Source organism: Roseovarius pelagicus (assembly GCF_025639885.1).
GTDB classification, from domain to species: Bacteria; Pseudomonadota; Alphaproteobacteria; order Rhodobacterales; family Rhodobacteraceae; genus Roseovarius; species Roseovarius pelagicus.
The window spans coordinates 2,841,672-2,861,512 of the sequence record NZ_CP106738.1 but is presented as its reverse complement, the minus strand read 5'-3'; the positions used below and the strand labels follow the sequence as shown (position 1 = coordinate 2,861,512).

At 58.5% G+C, this 19,841-nt stretch carries 21 protein-coding genes and 1 pseudogene; 5 read left to right on the top strand and 17 right to left on the bottom strand.

The features are described from left to right. Positions 1-7 precede the first annotated feature (7 nt). The 4 genes from N7U68_RS15240 to N7U68_RS15225 are packed head-to-tail and all read right to left on the bottom strand — an operon-like array spanning position 8 to position 2,311. Positions 8-553 (bottom strand): DUF4384 domain-containing protein, encoded by a 546-nt coding sequence (locus tag N7U68_RS15240; RefSeq protein ID WP_165194215.1) that lies wholly within the window; start codon positions 551-553, stop codon positions 8-10. Between the two features lie 13 nt (positions 554-566). Continuing rightward, complete coding sequence (locus N7U68_RS15235) at positions 567-1,112, bottom strand: hypothetical protein (protein WP_165194217.1); 546 nt, start codon at positions 1,110-1,112, stop codon at positions 567-569. 5 nt (positions 1,113-1,117) lie between these two features. Further along, positions 1,118-1,681, bottom strand: coding sequence for an OmpA family protein (locus N7U68_RS15230; RefSeq protein ID WP_263047364.1), 564 nt, complete (start codon positions 1,679-1,681; stop codon positions 1,118-1,120). Positions 1,682-1,717: 36 nt separating this feature from the next. Further along, on the bottom strand, positions 1,718-2,311 hold the full coding sequence (locus N7U68_RS15225; protein WP_165194221.1) for a DUF4384 domain-containing protein: 594 nt from the start codon (positions 2,309-2,311) through the stop codon (positions 1,718-1,720). A 170-nt stretch (positions 2,312-2,481) separates the two neighbouring features. Between N7U68_RS15225 and N7U68_RS15220 the strand changes: the two genes are divergently transcribed. Beyond that, complete coding sequence (locus N7U68_RS15220) at positions 2,482-3,075, top strand: hypothetical protein (RefSeq protein WP_165194223.1); 594 nt, start codon at positions 2,482-2,484, stop codon at positions 3,073-3,075. Then, positions 3,072-3,425, top strand: coding sequence for a hypothetical protein (locus tag N7U68_RS15215; protein WP_165194225.1), 354 nt, complete (start codon positions 3,072-3,074; stop codon positions 3,423-3,425). Before N7U68_RS15220 ends, N7U68_RS15215 begins: the two co-directional genes overlap by 4 nt. Before the next feature lie 5 nt (positions 3,426-3,430). Here the strand turns inward: N7U68_RS15215 and N7U68_RS15210 are convergent, their stop codons facing one another. The 9 genes and pseudogenes from N7U68_RS15210 to N7U68_RS15170 form a co-directional block, all read right to left on the bottom strand. Then, positions 3,431-3,721 carry an SCP2 sterol-binding domain-containing protein gene (locus N7U68_RS15210; RefSeq protein WP_263047363.1) on the bottom strand — a complete coding sequence of 97 codons (291 nt, stop codon included), beginning with the start codon at positions 3,719-3,721 and terminating at the stop codon, positions 3,431-3,433. Between the two features lie 140 nt (positions 3,722-3,861). Next, complete coding sequence (locus tag N7U68_RS15205; protein WP_263047362.1) at positions 3,862-4,308, bottom strand: molybdenum cofactor biosynthesis protein MoaE; 447 nt, start codon at positions 4,306-4,308, stop codon at positions 3,862-3,864. Positions 4,309-4,311: 3 nt separating this feature from the next. Continuing rightward, on the bottom strand, positions 4,312-4,560 hold the full coding sequence (gene moaD / locus N7U68_RS15200) for a molybdopterin converting factor subunit 1 (RefSeq protein WP_263049168.1): 249 nt from the start codon (positions 4,558-4,560) through the stop codon (positions 4,312-4,314). Next, positions 4,557-5,222, bottom strand: coding sequence for a CDP-diacylglycerol--glycerol-3-phosphate 3-phosphatidyltransferase (pgsA, locus tag N7U68_RS15195; protein WP_165194233.1), 666 nt, complete (start codon positions 5,220-5,222; stop codon positions 4,557-4,559). The genes moaD and pgsA overlap by 4 nt, the downstream gene beginning before the upstream one ends. A 107-nt stretch (positions 5,223-5,329) precedes the next feature. Continuing rightward, positions 5,330-7,201, bottom strand: coding sequence for an excinuclease ABC subunit UvrC (gene uvrC / locus N7U68_RS15190; protein ID WP_263047361.1), 1,872 nt, complete (start codon positions 7,199-7,201; stop codon positions 5,330-5,332). A 314-nt stretch (positions 7,202-7,515) separates the two neighbouring features. Then, positions 7,516-8,496: a calcium/sodium antiporter gene (locus N7U68_RS15185; RefSeq protein ID WP_263047360.1), complete on the bottom strand. Its 981-nt coding sequence runs from the start codon at positions 8,494-8,496 to the stop codon at positions 7,516-7,518. Between the two features lie 175 nt (positions 8,497-8,671). Continuing rightward, a pseudogene (locus tag N7U68_RS15180) lies at positions 8,672-9,488 on the bottom strand (S49 family peptidase). Between the two features lie 105 nt (positions 9,489-9,593). Beyond that, the gene (locus N7U68_RS15175) at positions 9,594-10,355 is read right to left on the bottom strand and encodes an ABC transporter permease (protein ID WP_165194242.1); all 762 of its coding nucleotides are present in this window, start codon (positions 10,353-10,355) and stop codon (positions 9,594-9,596) included. Then, positions 10,352-11,281, bottom strand: coding sequence for an ABC transporter ATP-binding protein (locus N7U68_RS15170; RefSeq protein WP_263047359.1), 930 nt, complete (start codon positions 11,279-11,281; stop codon positions 10,352-10,354). The genes N7U68_RS15175 and N7U68_RS15170 overlap by 4 nt, the downstream gene beginning before the upstream one ends. A gap of 161 nt (positions 11,282-11,442) precedes the next feature. On the opposite strand from N7U68_RS15170, the gene N7U68_RS15165 reads away from it, so the two are divergent. The 3 genes from N7U68_RS15165 (at position 11,443) to N7U68_RS15155 (ending at position 14,920) form a co-directional block, all read left to right on the top strand. Beyond that, positions 11,443-12,687: a flavin monoamine oxidase family protein gene (locus tag N7U68_RS15165; protein WP_263047358.1), complete on the top strand. Its 1,245-nt coding sequence runs from the start codon at positions 11,443-11,445 to the stop codon at positions 12,685-12,687. A 91-nt stretch (positions 12,688-12,778) separates the two neighbouring features. After that, positions 12,779-13,777, top strand: coding sequence for a DMT family transporter (locus N7U68_RS15160; protein ID WP_263047357.1), 999 nt, complete (start codon positions 12,779-12,781; stop codon positions 13,775-13,777). Between the two features lie 45 nt (positions 13,778-13,822). Beyond that, on the top strand, positions 13,823-14,920 hold the full coding sequence (locus N7U68_RS15155; protein WP_165194249.1) for a CaiB/BaiF CoA transferase family protein: 1,098 nt from the start codon (positions 13,823-13,825) through the stop codon (positions 14,918-14,920). A gap of 48 nt (positions 14,921-14,968) precedes the next feature. Here N7U68_RS15155 and N7U68_RS15150 read toward each other — a convergent pair whose 3' ends face one another. The 4 genes from N7U68_RS15150 to N7U68_RS15135 all read right to left on the bottom strand — a co-directional run bounded on the left by N7U68_RS15150 (position 14,969) and on the right by N7U68_RS15135 (position 19,769). Continuing rightward, complete coding sequence (locus tag N7U68_RS15150; protein WP_165194250.1) at positions 14,969-16,513, bottom strand: TRAP transporter large permease; 1,545 nt, start codon at positions 16,511-16,513, stop codon at positions 14,969-14,971. Position 16,514: 1 nt separating this feature from the next. Then, a complete protein-coding gene (locus N7U68_RS15145) occupies positions 16,515-17,015 on the bottom strand; it encodes a TRAP transporter small permease subunit (RefSeq protein WP_165194251.1) in 501 nt (166 codons plus the stop codon). Positions 17,016-17,072: 57 nt separating this feature from the next. Continuing rightward, complete coding sequence (locus N7U68_RS15140) at positions 17,073-18,158, bottom strand: TRAP transporter substrate-binding protein (RefSeq protein WP_165194253.1); 1,086 nt, start codon at positions 18,156-18,158, stop codon at positions 17,073-17,075. A gap of 99 nt (positions 18,159-18,257) precedes the next feature. After that, the gene (locus N7U68_RS15135; RefSeq protein ID WP_263047356.1) at positions 18,258-19,769 is read right to left on the bottom strand and encodes an HAL/PAL/TAL family ammonia-lyase; all 1,512 of its coding nucleotides are present in this window, start codon (positions 19,767-19,769) and stop codon (positions 18,258-18,260) included. Positions 19,770-19,841: the final 72 nt, after the last annotated feature.

The following is a 19,841-nucleotide window of genomic DNA, read 5'->3' as shown; positions in this document are numbered from 1 at the left end:
TCTCCGATCAATTCGTGATGCGGTAATCAAGGTAAGTCACATCGCGGGCAGAGCATTTTGCCTGCGACTTCTGATGATTGCTCAGGTGCAGGTTCATCGTGGATTTGGTGACCTTCTGCCCCGGAATCGCGTAGTCATCATCGTCGAGCTGGTAATCTTCGCGGCTGGTCAACGTGATCGAGATTTTGCCAATTCCGATACCCTCTTCGGGTGGATGATAAAGTGGAAAGCTGTCGCGACCGCCAAAACAGTATTGCGTACCGGCCTCAACTTCGGTGTAGGTTTCGCCATCCGGGTGCGTCAGTATATTGGGGTAGAGTTGCTGAAAATCTCCCTCAATCGGAGCGTCATAAACCGACACGAATCCCGACTGATTGGGCGTAAAGCACAACACCAACAGTTCATTCACACGAAAACTGGGTTTCGATACGGTCTGGCCCTGCTCGAATTCGTTCAACCCAGTCATGTAGGCGTCGATACAGGCGGCGGAACCGGCCATCGGCGCAAGTGCGACTGCGCTCGTACATAGGGTTTTGAGGAAAAGTTTTTTCATAATTTACGCTTCCTTACTCGGATGTGGGGACCATAACGATTTCAACGGGCTTGGTGGGCTTTCCGTCCAGTGTAACCGCGCCGGTCAGCACATGCCCGATAGATGAGTTTAACGTCGCGTCGATGGTCATCGGATAGGCGTCCGCACCGGCACTGACAGGAATTTCCATTGCATAGGGTGGTCCGCCTTTCGTCTTGATCGTCTTGATCGAGGGCGCACCACCGGCCGCACTGTTGGCCCGAACGGTCAGTTCACTGCCCACCGGCACCATGATGCGGACGTAATAGAGGACATTCAGCGTCAGGTCCTGACGCGCGGGCACGACGGATGCAGTTCTGTTCACTTTGGGGGGCGCCTTTCTGGTAGAAGTTGCGACCGCCGTTCGGGTCAGGCTGGGCGCGGGTTCGGGAACGACCACTTGCTCGACGGGCTTCGGCTTGGGGCCACTGAAATGCGGCATACCGTTTGCACATCCCTGCACCAGAAATGTCGCGCCCAAAACCAGCGCCAGCCTGCCTGTCCGCCAAAAGTGTCGTTGATATCCACAAACCTCAGACATGATTGTTACTCCGCTGCTACTGGGGTGATTTCGACGCGGCGATTACGGGCCGAAGTCGGATCATCCGGTTCCAAGAGTTTTTCCTCGCCAAAACTGCGGACCTTAACCGCCATCGCGAAATCGACACTGGCCAAGAGATGCCCCGCCGCCGCCGCTGCGCGCGCTTGTCCCAAGACTTGATTGTCCTGATTTGCGCCCACCGCATCTGTGTGGCCATCAATGAAATACCCAGCCTTGCGCAGCGCCTCATCTTCGGCAATCACCTCGGCCACGGTCGCCAGCAACTGCTTTGACTCAGGCGTCAGTTCGGAGCTGCCAAATTCAAAATTGATGGCAAAGCTGACTGCCTCCAACTCTGGTTCGGATTCGACGATCGAAATTGCCCGATCCGTCGAACTCGCCTGCGACCGTGTCAGCGCGCACTGTATCTGCGATTTTTCTGCGGTTTCGGTCAGAAGGGTCGGCACATCGCCGCACCCTTCATCTGCCTTGACCCCATAGCCTGCGACCATCAAAGCCGCGAGAGCAACCGCCTGAACCGTACGCCCGGCGTATCGTTTTATGAACATGCTGCGCATCTCGATACCTTCCTGCTGCGGGCCTGATTACTTTGCGATTACGTATTCCAGAGTCGCCTCACGGATTTTCGCACCATCTGACGATTCAAAGAATGCTGTCAGCGCATCTGTGGTTGGCTCGGCCGGCTGGATCGCGCGGGGAAATGTTTTTTCGGTGTCAAAGAGCGACGCGATCAAAGCGTCAAACGCGCTGCTTTCGCCGTCGATCGCGATCACCTTGACCACTTCGCTGCCACCTTCGCCGCTGACTTCGAATTCATAGCTTGCCCCTTCGGCGGGGACCATCATCATGTCTTCGGTCTGAGCTTCGCCGCCTTCGACGTATTTGTTGGGATAGATCATCTGAATCGTCCCGGCGCTATCCATATTGAGAATGTAGATTTTTGCGCCTTCCACCCCGCTCAGCTCGAACGCGATCCGGTCACCTGCGGTCAGCACACCCTTGGACGCGCTCGCCTCATCTGCCACGGCAATGGGCTTGATTGCGGCAACCATTTCGGTTTCGGCGACTTCCACTGCGCTCAGCGCCCGGAAGCTGTCGAGGTTTCCCATATCGGCAAAAGCGACGCTGGCAACGCTCATCAATGCGGCGGTTGCGGTGATTTTAAAGGTCTTGAACATGATCTTAGTCCCTTTGTTACATTGGTTCAGTCTATTCCGTCGTCTGAACCAAAGATAGGCTATCTACGCTTGCTACTCAATGTGGGTGGGATATACTGATTTATAGTTGCCCAACTAATTTCTAGTGGGAATTTCCAACTCGTGGCACCTCCCCTTATGTGAGTAACAAGATGATGGATCACATAGACATACATACGCTTGAGAGTTTGCGCCGGGCAAAGACAGATTTCCACAACAAACTTTGCCGTGGCTCCTCTGATAGCGATCCTTTGCTGCTGCAAAAGCTGCGCAGCGAGAATGTGTTCGTGCTCAGCGAATTCTTCTTTTTGCTGAGCGCGTTCGATCTGATCGCCTCTCCTGCCAAGCTGGAAGCCTACATCCTGAGCCATAACGAACAGCTGACCACGCTGATCCAGAACGAAGAGCAACGCAAGCTGATGGGCCTCGAAGTACCACGCCTCAAGCGCGGTGTTTTCAGTATGATCCAAGTACACAAGGCCAAGGCAAACCTGCTGTCGGCGACACCGGGGCTGGATCAGGCAGACATACAGCGCCTCACTATCATGTTATTCTCGCCCGAAACCGGCCGCCGGGTCATCGAAAGTATGGAAACCGCAGGTTTCCTCACCCGTGTGGCAACCCCATATTACTCGAAGATCGTGCAATCACATGGCGCGGTCGAAAAATACTTTGCCGAATATCTGGCGCAGGTCCGCGCCGACGTCCCGCATAACACCACGCCCCAACCGGAGGTCCAGACATGAAACATGCATTCAAGGCAATCATCACAGCCCCGTTCCTGATGGTCGGAATGGCCCATGCGATGCCCTGCGACGGAATTGACCTCAGCCTGCGCGAGGCCGTGCAAGAAGTGCTGACCAACGCTGAAAGCCCGCGCATTTCAGGCTGGGCAAAATATCTGAATGACAGCTTCTATACCGATGTCAGCTGCAAACTGTCCTACGGGATGAACGCAGAAGACGTACTGCGCCTGCGCGGCGAACCCGAGGTTTTGCTGGATCTGGTGATGGGAACCTACGTCAACCGCAATCAATCAGATGCGCTGATGCTGATGCTGTCGGCCATGAAGGACGGTTCCGGCGAAAAGAGTTAAAGCCGTTAGGCCGTCAGGATTGCACTCACCTTGAGCGCGCGCTGCGTGTTGCCATCAACCTTCAGCTTGCCCGACATAAAAGCCATCACCGGGTTTTGATCGCCTGAGAGGATCGCGCGAAAGACCGCATCGCTGGCGCTCAGGGTCACATCGGCGTCTTCATCCCCGGCGCGCGCGCCGGTTTCGTCCAGCATCACTGCACCCTCGCCGGTAATCACCAGCTTGGCGGTGCCCCGGATTGCGCCAGCCGCCCGGGGCATCAACTGCGCCACGTACTCTGAGATAATGTCGTTCATTGATCGTCCCCAATATGGCCTACGCGCAGACTTTGCAGCGATTTACGCCATCGGCAAGACGGATCGCATATGACCCAGCGTCACAAAGATGCCGGCACAGCGAGGACACGGCCATTCGACCCCAACAGCAACGCACCGCCCTAATCCCAGTCGTTCAGCGCATCCTCATCATCTTGCTTGGCCGCGACCCAATCCGAACCACTCTCGGTTTCTTCTTTTTTCCAAAATGGAGCGCGAGACTTGAGGAAATCCATCAGGAACGTCGCCGCCTCGAACGCATCGCGGCGGTGGCGCGAGGCCGTGGCGACCATCATGATCAGGTCATCCGGGGCAAGCCGCCCATAGCGATGCAGAATCAGAATATCGCCCAGATCCCAGCGAGATGCAGCGTCCGCAGCGATCTTTGTCAGCGCCTTTTCGGTCATCCCCGGATAATGTTCGACCTGCATATGGCGTAGCGGCGCATCATCCAGATCACGCACAACCCCGGTAAAGGTGACAATTGCGCCCATGCCCCGTTGCCGTGCGGCGAATGCGTTCGCCTCGGCCCCAAGGTCAAATGCCGCCTCCTGCACCCGGATGTCCACTGCTCAGCCTCCGGTCATCGGTGGGAAAAACGCGACCTCGCGCACCCCCTTGAGCGATGCATCGAAATCGCTGAGTTCCTGATCTAGCGCCACACGCAACGCGCTGGTGTCCGAAAACGCCACATCATAGCGCCCTTCGCGGCGGCGCAACTCGTCAACGAGGTCCTGTACAGTGGACGCATCGGTGTCGATCACTTCGCGCGGCAGACCGATCCGTTCGCGGACCCATGCGAAATAAAGAACGTCCATCAGCGATCATCCTTTAGATAGGGCACGGCTTTCAGCAGATAATCGGCGCCGGTGATCAATGTCAGGGCAGCGGCCAGCCACAGCAGGCCCAGACCCGCATACCACGTCCAGATCATTCCGCTCAGTTTCCAGCCAAGGCCATGCAGGTCTTCTTCGTGTCCTTCAAGGATTTCAGAAATCATCGTTTGATCCATGCCAAAGGTCGACATACCGAAATAATGCTCGAACACACCCTGCGAAAACAGCGTAGCGATGGCGATCATTTGTGCCGTGGTCTTCCACTTGGCCAGTTTCGTAACTTTTAATGTGCCCGCCGTGTCCCCCAGGAATTCTCGCAGGCCGGAAACGAACACTTCTCGAAAGAGGATCACAGTGGCAGGCAGGACCAGCCAGGGCGACATGCTGGAATAACCGACAATGACCATCAGCGCGATCACGACCATCGCCTTGTCCGCGATAGGATCCAGCATCGCGCCCAGCTTTGTCTCTTGCCGCCATGCACGCGCGAGATAACCATCGAACCAATCGGTGATTGCCGCACTTACGAACAGCATCAAGGCAAACCAGTCGGCATATGGGCGGGTGAAATAGAGGAACATCACCGCAACACCCGGTGCCGCCAACAAACGGATCAAAGTGAGTATGTTCGGTATCGTCCAGGTCATGCTGTCTTATCTACCCTTGATGTTGCGACGATAAAAGCCCGGAACGCCGCGGCTGCGCCGCTGTTTTCCGGATTGAAAACAGTGTGGTCGGCACATGCCCCCGGCATTCATCCCTTGTCATGGAAGAAATCATAGACCCGCTGCGCCAGCGCCGCCGATACGCCATCGACCGCCTTCAGATCGGCGAGGTTGGCTCGGCTCACAGCCTTGGCCGACCCGAAATGCGCCAACAGCGCGCGTTTGCGCGCGGCCCCCACGCCCGGCACGTCATCAAGCGGCGTCGCCCCGACCGCCTTGGACCGTTTCGTCCTGTGCGTCCCGATGGCAAAGCGGTGCGCCTCATCCCGGAGGCGCTGAATAAAATAGAGGACCGGATCGTTGCGTTGCAGGGCCATCACGCGTTGCCCAGTGCGATAGAATTCCTCTTTGCCCTGATCGCGGTCTATTCCCTTGGCCACGCCGACCATCGGCACATCCCTCACGCCCATTTCATCCATGATCTGCTGCACGGCACTGACCTGCCCGGCACCGCCATCAATTAGCAGTAGATCGGGCCACAGCCCCTTGTCGCGCTCCGGATCATCCTTAAGAAGCCTCTTGAATCGACGAGTCAGCACTTCTTTCATCATGCCGAAATCGTCACCGGGCGTCAGATCATCACCACGGATATTGAACTTGCGATATTGGTTCTTCATCAGGCCCTCGGGCCCCGCCACTATCATCGCGCCCACAGCATGCGCACCCTGAATATGGCTGTTGTCGTAGACTTCGATCCGTTGCGGTGGCGCCTCTAGGGCAAAGGCATCCGCAATTCCTTTCAGCAATTTGGCCTGTGTCGCGCTTTCGGCCATCTTGCGGGCCAGGCTCTCGCGTGCGTTTCGCATCGCACCATCCACCAACTCTGCCTTCTCTCCGCGCTTTGGCACCAGCAGTTCGACCTTACGGCCCAGCTTGCCCGACAATGCCTCGACCATAAGATCGGCATTTTCGATCGGATGCGACAGAATCAGCTGCCGGGGTGGTTCCTTGGTGTCGTAGAATTGCCCGACAAAGGCCTCCAGCGCCTCCGCCTCTTCCACATCGGCACCGACGCGAGGATAGAAATCGCGGTTACCCCAGTTCTGACCGGCACGTATGAAAAATACCTGCACGCAGGCCTGCCCGTTTTCCAGATGCAGCGCGATCACATCTGCCTCGTCCACTGTGCGTGGATTAATCCCCTGCGCGGTCTGAACCTGCGTCAGCGCCTTGATCCGGTCACGCAAGGCGGCGGCACGCTCGAACTCCATCTCGGCAGAGGCTTCTTGCATCTGTGTGGCCAGTTTTTCCTGTATCTCGGTCGAGCGACCAGACAGATAGCGTTCCGCATCCTTCACTTGGGCGGCATAGTCCTGCTTGGAAATATATCCAACACAGGGCGCGGTGCATCGTTTGATCTGGTACTGCAAACAAGGGCGCGTGCGGCCCTCGAACACGGCATCGGTACAGTTACGCAACTGGAACACTCGCAACAACTGCGCCAATGTCCGGTTGACCGCGCCTGCGCTGGCAAAGGGCCCATAGTAGGCACCTTTCTCACGCTTGGCACCGCGGTGCTTCTTGATCATCGGGAAATCATGACTTTTGGTCACGAGGATATTTGGAAAGCTTTTGTCGTCACGCAACAGCACGTTGAATTTCGGCTTAAGCTGCTTGATCAGGTTCTGCTCCAGCAACAACGCTTCGGTTTCTGTTGCCGTCGTAAGAAACATCATCGACGCCGTTGCCTCGATCATGCGTGCGATCCGGCCTGTGTGCCCTGTCGGCCGCGCATAGCTGCTGACACGCGCCCTGAGGTTCCGTGCCTTGCCGACATACAACACGCGCGCCTGTGCATCGAGCATGCGATATACCCCCGGCCCCGCCCCCAACGTGCGCAGGTAGGTCTGGATCAGTTCATGGCCTGTAAGCGGCGGCTTGGAGTGGGTATCTTCAGGCATGGATAGCATACTATGATTCTTGCCGTTGGCTGCAATCTTCCGATGGTCGACACAAGGGCAATCCTGTCCACGTATTCTGTGGATAAGTCTGCGGGTAAGTTTGTGTCAGTCGAAAATTTTCGTTCTATTCGGCTGGCTTCGTTGGTTTGCCTATTTTTTAGGCAGTTTTTCAACGCATTGAAATTGCACGATATTTTTTAGGGCGCGATGCAATATGCTGGAATCATTACAGTTTTTGTAACACTTTCTTAACAACTCCTCGCGCGGTGCAAAACTTTCTCTAACTGACACGACGTTCCCCCCTTCTGACACGCTCAGACCAGAATGATCGCGATGTAGCCCAGATAGCTGACGGTTAGCGCAACGCCCCAGCGCCGGGTGATGTCGCGCCCCCAGAACACGAAGGGTATCAACAACAGCGATGCGCCCAACATCACCCACAGATCGAACTGAAGGAATTCAGGATCGACTGGAATAGGCCCGATCAGGGATGTAACCCCGATGATTGCCAGAAGGTTGAACATGTTCGAGCCGATAACATTGCCCAGAGCGACATCCGCCTGCTTGCGCAATGCAGCCATCATTGTGGTTGCCAATTCCGGCAGCGACGTGCCCAGCGCCACCAGCGTCAGACCGATCACCGTATCGCTCACGCCATAGTTCGCCGCGATGATAGATGCATTATCCACCAACAGGTCAGCACCCAGAGGCAACCCGACCAAACCGAGGATCAGAAAAACGGCGATCTGCCACCACGGCATGTCTGGATCCGCGCCCTCGACTTCCTGCCCCCCGTTTGGACAAGGGGCGCAGGCCGCGCGGCGATGCCGATGCGCATCACGAAATGCATCGCCCAACACAAACACCAGCCCGGCCAGCAGCACCGCCCCCGAGAGAGCGGTAAATATCCCGAAAAACGCCAAGCCGATGAACAGCGCCGTCGAGGCCAGCATGAAAACAAAGGTCTTGCGCGTATCGCATTCGCTCGTGTGCAAGCGGGACATGATTGCAGGCAATCCCAACACCAGCAGGATGTTGGCCGTATTTGATCCGACCACATTGCCCAGCGCCAGTCCCGGCTTGTTCTCCAGCACCGCGTTGATTGCGATCAGAAGCTCGGGTGCGGAGGTGCCGAATGCCACGATGGTCAGGCTGACGATCAGCGCCGGAATACCCACTCGCAGGCTGAGGTTCACCGCGCCCTTGACCAGCGCATCCCCCGCCAGCAGCAGGATCACCAGCCCCAACCCGGCAAAAAGCCAGACCGATAATGACGATGCAACGGCTCCCGTCATATTACTTCAGCCCTTTTTGGCAGCTGCATGGGCCCTTGCCGATGCGAAACTTGCCGCAACTCGGACACTTGGCTGCCGCCAGACGTTTTTGGCCCGGAAAACGTAGCCGTCCAAACATGGCCAGAACGCCCATCGCAATCAGAAACAGTGTGACGATCTTGATGATCATATCACCTCACAACCCGTATCTTGCAAAACTGGCGCGGTCCTCGACAGCCCCGATCGCATCCTCAGCGATGTTGGCACCGAATCGAGAGAAGAGGCCCTTTTTGCGGCCATAGCGCGTGATGCGGACGTCCTTGCCGTATAGCTCTTGCAGCTTGCTCATTACGTGAGCTTGCCCGTCCACGAGGCCCAGTTCCGCTGCGCGCGCGCCCAGCCAGAATTCACCCGAAAAAAGCGCGCCATCATTGCTCAGCTTGTCACCGCGGCGTGATTTCACATAGTCGATAAAGACCGTGTGCATATCCTCCAACAGCGCCTTGATCCGGTCCACATCCTCTTTCTTTTCCGGCTGGAACGGGTCGAGCTGTGATTTGGATTTTCCAGAGGTATACACCCGCCGCTCCACCCCTTGCCGTGCCAGAAATACCGGCAGCCCGAAGCCCGCCGAAATCACACCGATTGAGCCAACAATTGACGCGGGATCGGTCCAGATATCATCCGCAGCACAGGCCAGCCAGTATCCGCCCGACGCTGCCACATCCTCGACAAAGGCGTGCACGGGAATGTTCTTTTCCTCGGACAGTCGACGGATGCGCGCGGCAATAAGCGAGGATTGCACTGGCGAGCCGCCGGGTGAATTGATCAGCAGCGCCACCGCTGCCGGTTTCCCCCTTGCGGAACGCCTTTTCGATCACGGGCCCGATCGCCTCGTCGCTCAGCGCGGATCGCGCGCCAGCCCCGATAGAGCCTGACAGGCGCAACAACGCTACGCGCGGCGGGGATTTCGAAAAAGGTGAGATGCGTTTGATCAGTGGCCAGTCGGTCATGGATTCCGATGTAGATGGCCCGCCCCCCACAAACAAGGCGATGGGCGCGGCAAACCTGCACTTAGCGTAAAAAAGTGACTGTCACAGGCAGGTTTGCGGATCAAGTCACGACTTGATCCGGTAGCCGGTTTTGAAAATCCACCAGATGACACCAAGGCAAATCGACGTAAACAGCGTGATTGCCATCAAGCTGAACCCGACCGAAACATCTGCCTGCCCAAAGAACGACCACCGAAACCCCGAGACCAGATAAACGATAGGGTTGAACAAAGAAATCGTCTGCCACAGCGGCGGCAGCATCGTGATCGAGTAGAACGAGCCCCCCAGAAACACCAGCGGAGTGATCACCAGTAGCGGGATCAGTTGTAGTTGTTGAAAATTCTCGGCCCAGATGCCGATGATAAAACCGAAAAGGCTGAAAGAGAGGCAGGTGAGAACAAGGAACGCCACCATCGCGACAGGATGCTGGATCTCGATATCCACGAAAAACTGTGCCGTCGCCAGTATCACCAGACCGATCAGCAGCGCCTTGGTCGCCGCAGCCCCAACATAGCCGATGACGATCTCAAAGAAATTGATGGGTGCCGACAATATCTCGAAAATCGTGTCGATGAACTTTGGGAAATAGATACCAAAGCTGGCGTTACTGATCGCTTGGGTCATCACGCTCAGCATGATGAGGCCGGGCACGATAAAGGCACCGTAGGATACGCCCTCGACCTCTGTGATGCGGCTGCCAATGGCAGCCCCGAAAACCACGAAATAAAGCGATGTGGAGATGACCGGCGACAGCAGGCTTTCCATCAGCGTGCGGAAAAACCGCGCCATCTCGTACCGGTATATTGCCTTGATCGCCGGGATATTCATGTCGCGCCCTCCTGGATCATACTGACAAAAATTTCTTCCAGACTGCTCTGCGTGGTCTGGATATCGCGCAGGCTCAGCCCTTCGGCGGCCAGCGCCTGCAACAATCGTGTAATGCCTGTCCCCTCACCACGGGTATCATAGTGATAGCTCAGGCTGCTGCCATCTTCAGACAGGACCAGATCGTAGTCGGCCAGCGCCTCTGGCACTGCCACCACGGGATCGCGCAGATCAACGCGCAGTGTTTTTCGTCCCATACGCGTCATCAGTGCTGCCTTGTCCTCGACCAGCAGTATCTCGCCCTTGTTAATAACGGCGATGCGGTCGGCGATGGCCTCGGCCTCTTCGATGTAATGCGTGGTCAGGATAATCGTCACACCGTCGTGGCGCAGGTTGTCGACGATCTGCCACATATCACGGCGCAACTCGACATCGACCCCTGCCGTCGGTTCGTCCAGAAACAGAACACGCGGCTCGTGGCAGAGCGCCTTGGCGATCAGCACCCGGCGTTTCATACCGCCTGACAGCTCGCGGATGCGGCTGTTTCGCTTGTCCCACAGGCTCAGTTGGCGCAGCACCCGCTCGATCAGCGCATCATCGCGTTTCTTGCCGAATAGGCCGCGCGAAAATTTTACCGTGTTGATTACCTTCTCGAACGGCTCCAGTGCGACCTCTTGCGGCACCAACCCGATCATCTCGCGTGCCTTGCGGTAGCCTGTGATGATGTCATGACCACCCACTTCGGCCCGCCCGCCTGTCGGCCCGGTAATTCCGCAGAGCGCAGAAATCAGCGTCGTCTTGCCAGCGCCATTCGGCCCCAACAGCGCGATGATCTCGCCCTCCTCAATCTCCAATGAGACGCCCTTGAGCGCCACAAAACCACCATCATAGGTTTTTTGAAGGTTATCGACTTTGACAATCGGGGGCATGCGAACGGCCTTTCAGAGTATCGGCGGACCCTAGCCCATTCGACGCCCCGCGCAAGTGCGACATGCCAGTGCGATTTTGCACAGCGGCAAGTGGCTTGGCGACGAAGCGACGCTGCTCTAGGCTGGCAGGCAAGATCCAATCCCTCAGGAAAGGCAAAGCCATGAGCGCGCCAGACGTTGTGATCATCGGGGCCGGTGCCGCCGGTGTCGGGGCCGGAATGGCCCTGAAAAAAAGCGGCGTTTCCTTTGTCATCGTCGAAGGCGCGGACCGGGTTGGTGGGCGCGCCTTTACGGACACGACTTCGCTTGGGGTCGCTTGGGATCACGGATGCCACTGGATGCACTGCGCAGACGAAAACCCCTTGGTCGCGATGGCCGACAGATTTGGCGCACGCTACGACAAGCGCAACAGGGACGACCAGTTTGCCGTATGGCAAGGCGGGGCATTCGCCACCTCTGATGCGCTATCGGCAGCTGACGCCGCTGTGACAAGAGCCTTTGAGGCCATCGAAGCGGCGGGCCGCAAGGCGCTGGATGTCCCAATCCCAGATGTGCTGCCCGATGCGGGTCAATGGACGGGCGGGGTGGATTGTATCCTCGCGCTGATGTCCGGCGACGTGCCGCGCGATGTCTCTGCCGCTGCCTATGCTGATTATGTCGATACCGATGTCAACTGGCCGGTGCTCAGCGGTTATGGCGACCTGATCACGCGCATGGCGGCGGGTCTGCCGGTGCGCACTGGCGTGCGGGTCAGCAGGATCGATCAGCAGGCAAACGGCGTACGCGTCGAAACCGATGGCGGCCCCATCGAGGCGCGCGCAGCCATTGTCACTGCCTCGACCAATGTTCTGACATCCGGTAACATCGGATTCGGCGCAGGCCCCGCCTGCGACCTCGTTCAGCAGCTCGAACATGTGCCCTGCGGTGCCTATGAAAAGGTGGCCTTTGCTCTGGACACAGTGCCCGAAATGGCTCGCGATAAGGTATTCATCAACGTCGATCCCGGCAACGGCATACCGGCGATCAGCTTTCAGGTCATGGACCATGATCAGCCGCTCTTGATCGCACATTTCGCCGGGGACATCGCCCGAGAACTGTCAACTGCAGGCGCGGCAGCGATGACCGACTTCGCCACTGGGCATATGACCACGGCGTTCGGCAGCGATGTCGCACGCACCATTCGCGCGAGCGCAGTCACGAACTGGACGCAGAACCCAATGGTGCAAGGATCCTACTCTCACGCCAGACCGGGATATGCCCAGTTGCGCCGCGACCTGATCGCAGCGGACACTGGCAATGTTGCCTTCGCCGGCGAGGCATTTTCCACGCGTTGGCAGGCTACCGCCCACGGCGCATGGCTGAGCGGACAGGACGTAGCCGCGCGTATCGCGGCACAACTGGGCTAACCTTCCATATCGGTTCACCCTAAAGAATGTCGCAACCTGACATGTCCTTGCCGCAGCCATCGTGATAGCCCGGCAGGGAAAGGACCCTGCCATGACTACCTCTACTTCTGCTTCAGGCGCTGTTCACAACCCGGCTGTCGGCATCGGTTTTATCCTCTTTGGAATCGTGGCGATCTCTATCAATGATATGCTGATCAAGGTTCTTTCCGGTGGCTATCCTTTGCATCAGATGGTGTTCACGCGCTCGATCATCGGCATCGTGTTCAGTCTCATGCTGGTACAGATGGAAGGCGGCTGGCGCATTCTGAAAACCAACACACCGGGACTGCACCTCTTGCGCGCAATGATGCTGGTGGTGGCAAACCTCACGTTCTTTTCCGCACTGGCATCTCTACCATTGGCCGAGACGACCGCAATATTCTTCATCGCACCGCTTCTCATTACCCTGCTTAGCATCCCGTTTCTGGGGGAAAAGGTCGGACCGCTGCGCATCGGCGCTGTCGTCGTTGGCTTTGCCGGAGTGGTCATCATGGTCCGCCCTTGGGAGGGGGGCGATAGCCGCCCGGTCGCATGGTATGTCTATTTGCTTCCCATACTTGCGGCGCTGACCTATGCGATCAACCAGTTGCTGACGCGCAAGCTGGGGGTAGCGTCGAAGGCGTCGGCAATGACCGTCTATGTTCAGGTCAACTTTATCGTTGTTACCCTGATATTTTGGGCCATTGCCGGTGACGGGCGGTATGCAGTCGGGATCGAGAACGAAAGCCTGATTTTCCTTTTGCGGGCGTGGGAATGGCCACAGGGACGGGATGTCTGGCTCTTGCTCGGTCTCGGACTGAACTCGGCTGTGATCGGCTATGCACTGGCGCAGGCATACCGGCTCGCGGATGCGGGCACGATCGCACCTTTCGAATACATCGGGTTGCCACTGGCGATCTTCTGGGGCTGGATGATCTGGGGCGAATGGCCGACGCCGATGGTGATGATTGGCATCATCCTCGTTCTTGGCTCGGGATTGTTCGTATTCCTGCGCGAACGCCAGAAGGGCCGTCGGCTGGTCAGCGGCAAACGCGTACATCGTCGCTACTGACAGGCCGGTAGCGGACTAATCTGCGCAAGAGACAGAGGGGGCTTCATGCTGGCAGGGATACGGATTGTTGAATTCGAGGGACTGGGGCCTGCCCCCTTTGCCGCTATGATGCTTGCCGATCTAGGAGCCGAAGTCATCTGCGTCCACCGCCCGGACACGAGCGATGTCACCGGCGCAGTCAGCCTGCTGGACCGTGGCAAGAAATCGATCACGCTCGACCTTAAATCCGACGCCGATCGCACCGTGGCGTTGGCGCTGATCCAGACAGCCGATGCGCTGATTGAGGGGTTGCGCCCCGGCGTGATGGAGCGGCTGGGACTGGGCCCAGAGATCTGTCAGACCACCAATCCTGCACTCGTCTATGGGCGGATGACCGGCTGGGGTCAGGACGGCCCGCGTGCGCAAACCGCCGGGCACGACCTCAACTACCTCGCCACCTCGGGCGCGCTCTGGTACGCGTCCGAACCCGGCCAGCCGCCCTTTACGCCACCAACGATGCTGGGCGATATCGGGGGCGGCGCCCTATATCTGGTTGCTGGCATATTGACCGGGCTTCTGGCGGTTCGGGGCGGCGCAAAGGGCGCTGTGGTCGACGCAGCAATGGTCGACGGCTCGGCGCATATGATGACGCTTTTGATGGCGATCCGGCAAAGCGGCCAGATGGTCACAGACCGCGGCCAGAGCCTGCTGGACGGACCGCATTGGTCACGCTGCTATGCCTGCGCCGATGGCGGTTACCTCAGCGTGCAATGTCTGGAGCCACAGTTTTATGCCGCGTTCCTGAAACTGCTAGGACTGGGGGACAACCCGGCACTCGCCGATCAGCACGATCCGGCGCAATGGCCACGTCAGACGGCACAGTTGGCCGGGATTTTCGTAGCCGAGCCGGTCGCGCACTGGGCCGCACTCTTTGATGGCAGCGATGCCTGTGTCGCCCCGGTGCTGTCGCCGGATGGCGCGGCACATGACCCACATATGCAGGCACGCGGGATCTGGCAGGCACCGGATGGCGTATTGCAGCCCTCCGCCGCACCCCGGTTTGACGGCCTACGGCGCGACGTTGCGCGCCCTCCGCTGCGCGGTGCCCAGTCGGATGAGATACGCGCCGACCTGATCGCCAGAGGCTTACTCAAAGAGGCGTGATGCATTCTACCCGTAGGGTGGGGTTTCACCCCACCATCCCGCCGAACGTCAGAACAAAACGCCCGGCAACCACGTCGCAATTGCCGGGACCAAACAGATCAGCGCGACAGCGATAAACTGCAGTCCGATGAACGGCACCACTCCGCGATAGATTTGCCCTGTCGTGATCTCCTTGGGCGCAGCCCCGCGGAGATAAAACAGCGAAAAACCGAATGGCGGGGTCAGGAATGACGTCTGAAGGTTGATAGCAATCAGCACGCCTAGCCAGATCGGATCATGCCCCATGATGATCAGGATCGGCAGCAGTAGCGGCAGCACGATGACCGTGATCTCGACAAAGTCCATGAAAAACCCGAGCACGAAAATCAGCAGCATAGAGAAGATCAGCGCGCCAACTGCGCCGCCCGGCATAGCGGTAATGATGGCCTCGATCCGCTCTTCTCCGCCCAAGCCGACAAACACCAGAGAGAACATGCTGGCTGTCAGGATCGTGGCGAAAATCATTGCGGTCACTGTCATCGTCGATGTCAGCGTCGGACGCAGCGCCCCTGCCCCCAGACTGCGCCGCAATGAGGCGGCGATGGCGACAAACCCGATCAGCGCCGCCAGCGCATAAGCCACCCCAAGCCCGTAATCGAACATCGACGTGTCGGATCGTTGCAGCCGGACAGGCGCCACACCCGCCGCCACGGCGAGGATCAGCAAGGCCGCCGTGCCGGTGATGATCAGCCGTCGCGATGCACCCAGCCGCGCGCCAGCCATCAATAGCGCACCGATCGCCCCGACGGACGCCGCCTCACTCGGGGCGGCAATGCCACCGAGGATCGAACCAAGCACCGCGAGGATCAGCAGGATCGGCGGCAATATCGCGCGCAGGATTGTGCCCAGCGAGGGCGGCTCGTCCAACTGCGCCATTGCAGGCGCGTCCTCTGGCCGCAGCCATGCGCGCACCAGAATGTAGATGCAGTAGATCGCCACCAGCAGAAGCCCCGGAAACAGGGCCGCGGCAAAAATCTGTCCGACAGAAATCGTATCGACGGTAAACTTTCCCTGCTCGAACTGTGCCTGCTGGTAGGCGTTGGAAATGACGTCCGACAGGATAATCAGCAGCGTCGATGGCGGTATGATCTGCCCCAGCGTACCGGCAGTACAGACAAGCCCGGAGGCAAGACGCGGATCGTATCGGCTGGCCAGCATCGTCGGCAGCGCGATCATACCCATCGCGATCACCGTGGCCCCGACGATCCCGGTAGAGGCCGCCAACAGCGCGCCAACCAGCACCACCGAAATACCCAGGCCACCCCGCACACGACCAAAGAGGCGGCCCATGGTCTTGAGCAAATCCTCGGCAATCTGGCTTTTCTCCAGTATGACGCCCATGAAAACAAATAGCGGGATCGCGATCAGCACCTGATTTGTCAGCAGACCAAAGACCCGCTGCCCCAGTGCCCCCATCAGCGAAAAATCGAACTGCCCGGTCAACACGCCCAAGGCGGCAAACAGCGTTGCCACACCCGCGATGGTGAACGAAACAGGATAGCCGATCAGAATACCGACGATCAACGCGGCGATCATCAACAGGTCCAAAGGCATATCAACGTGTCCCGGCAAGGCGCGCGAGATCGCGCAGGATGTTCGCAACGGCCTGTATGATCAGCAGCACGCAGAACACAGGGATAAGCGATTTCAGCAAAAAAGACGCCGGGATGCCACCCACCGAAATCGGACCTTCCATGATCTTCCACGAATTGCGCACCGTCGGCCATGAATAGAGCAACAGAACGGTCATCGAAGGGATGAGCAACACCAGATGTCCCAGCAGATTGGTCAACGCCTGACCACGCGGGCCTTCCTTGGCGTACCAGATATCGACGCGCACATGTTCGTCCACCAGCAGCGTATACCCTGCCGCAATCATAAACAGGGCCGCATGCATGTAGAGCACCGATTCGTTAGCCCAGACCCAGCTAACGCCAAAAACGTAGCGCAACAGCACCACGCCGAATTGCGCCATGACCATGAACAGCGCAAGCCAGCGCACCGTATAGCCGACATGGCGATTGATTGTGTCCAGCGCGTCGGCAAGGCGGCTCATTCAGGCGGGCTCCGGGCAAGGGTCAGCGCCGGACAGGACCGGCGCTGACAATGGCTATCAGTATTTATAGTCCAGCGCGCGGGCATTCATCTGCCCGTTATCCGCATAGACCATATAATCCGAAACGGAGCTACGGTAATCCATGTAGCTTTCCGTGATGCGGCGTACCAGTTCATCGTCGTCTTCGCGCATTTCGGCCATCACTTCACCAGCCGCATTGCCCATTGCCACCATCACATCCTGCGGCAATTGCCGAACTTGCACGCCATGCTCCTCGACCAGCTTGGGCAGGGCGCGGGCGTGGTTGGTGGTGTATTCGGTCCATACATCGCCATAGAGCGACGAACACGCCACGCGCACAGCCATTTGCAGATCTTCGGGCAGCTCGGCATAGACGTCCGAATTGATCGCGCATTCCTCTGCCGAGGATGGCTCATTCACGCCGGGCCAGTAGTAGTATTTGCACACTTGGTAGAAGCCCAGCGCGCTGTCGGACCATGGCCCGATGAACTCACCGGCATCCAATGCACCCGATTGCAGCTGCTGGAACATATCGCGACCGCCCATCGCCTGCACCGCCATCCCAAGCTTGCTCGCCACTTCGGACGCCAGACCTGCCGTCCGGAAACGCATACCCTTGAGGTCTTCGGCTGATTTGATTTCCTCACGGAACCACCCCGCCCATTGCGGGCCGGAGTTGCCACACAGGAATGGTTTCAGGTTAAAGCGGCCATACATCTCATCATAGAGATCCTGCCCGCCGCCATGCACCATCCAGCCATATTGCTCGTCGCCGCGCAAGCCAAAGGGCTGAGACCCAAAGAGCAAGATACCCTTGGATTTGCTGCCCCAATAGGCTGGCACCGCGTGATAGAGTTCCGCTGTCCCCTCCGAGACCGCATCGAACACGCCCCGGCCCGGAACCAATTCACCAGCAGCATAGAGCTTAACTTCGATCCGGCCACCGGACAGCGCCGTGATCCGATCCGCCAGCATCTGTGCCGCGACACCCGGTCCAGGCAGGTTCTTGGGCCAGGATGTGACCATCTTCCATTGGCGAACGTCCTGCGCCAGCGCAGGTGTGGCCAGTGGTGCAGCGGCTGCTGCCCCGGCGGATGCTTTCAGAAAATGTCTTCTCTTCATGATGCGTTCTCCTCTGTTATGGTTCGACTATCTTGGGTTCTGCGGCACTTGTTAAGCCCTACTGTGCAATGGTGCGAAAATCTCATCTGATATTCTGCCTCAATGCAGGGTCTGCGCATAATCTGTGACCGCCGCGCGGGCAGCCGCCAGATCATCGCCCAGAACACGGTCTTCGACCATCATCGGGACCGCGTCGCGCACTGTGCGATAGACCGGAGCCAACAGGGGTGCGGGGTCAATCCCGCGCAGATCCATCGCCTGCGCAGCCAACAGGCATTCGATCGCCACAATGGTCTGTGCGATGTCCACCACATCCCCCGCCCGGCGCGCGGCCAGCGGTGACATTGGTACATGGTCCTCTGTATTGGCACAGGTCGGCACCGACTGGATGGTGCCCGGCACCGCGCGTGTGCGCGCCTCGGCCACCAGTGATGCAGCGGTATACTGCACAATCATCATCCCGTTGTTGCGCCCCTGCGCCGCGTCAGGGTGAATAAGAAAGGCAGGCAAGCCGCCGTTGTGATTCTCATCCACCAGACGCGCGCAGCGCCGCTCGCTGATGACCGCCAGCGAGGTGATGGAATTGGCCGCATAGTCCAACACTTCACCAATGCGCTGACCGTGAAAATTACCCGAGTTCGACGTGACCAGATTATCCGCCACCCCAAAGATCGGGTTGTCATTCACCGCGTTAATCTCCATCTCCATCGCTTCGCGCGCGTGGGCAATCGCATCGCGGGTCGACCCATGCACCTGCGGAATACAACGCAGGCTAAGCGCGTCGCGCAGCCGGGTCGGCCGCGGTGGCAGTACAGAAACGCTGTCCTTTGTCAGACGGCGCATGTTGGCCGATGTCACGATCTGCCCCGGATGGGGTTTCGCCAAGGCGGTCAACTCGTCAAAGCTGTCGGACACGGCGCCCAAGGCCTCCATCGTCAGACATGCCGCCTCTTCGGCCAATTCGATTAATGCCGATGCGTCATGCAATGCCAGCGCACCGATGCCGCTGGTCTGCTCAGTCCCGTTGATCAATGCGATCCCGTCACGTCCCGCGATATGAGGCGGCTCAATGCCCGCTTGCTGCATCACCGCCGCGCCATCCATCCAATCGCTGCCGCCAATTCGCGCACGCCCCAATCCCAGCAATGGCAGCGTCATATGTGCCAGCGGTGCGAGATCACCACAGGCACCGACTGATCCCTGCAACGGCACATGCGGTGTGATCCCGGCGTTCAGCATTGCAACCAGCGCCTCTAGCGTTGCCAGATGTACGCCGGTTTGCCCGGTCGCCAATGCGTTGACCCGGATCACCATCATCGCGCGTACCGTGTCGCGTGACATTGGCGGGCCATAGGCGGCGGCATGGCTCTTTAGTAGATTGACCTGCTGGGCGTGGTTATCCGCACGCGATACCTTGCGCCCGTCCAGCGCGCCAAAGCCGGTGGTCACGCCATAAATCGGGCGACCCTCGTCGATAAGCGTTTCCAGAAACGCCTCGCATTCCGTCACACGCCGGATAGCATCCTTGGTAAGTTCGATTGCAACATCATCCCGCGCCACGCGCGCAATTTCGTTGATCGTCAGCGTTCTGCCATCAATCTTGATCGTCATGGTGCCCCCCGTGCAACCTTGCAAATCCAGACCATCACGCTACTCAGACAGCATGCGCCTATAAAGTTCAAT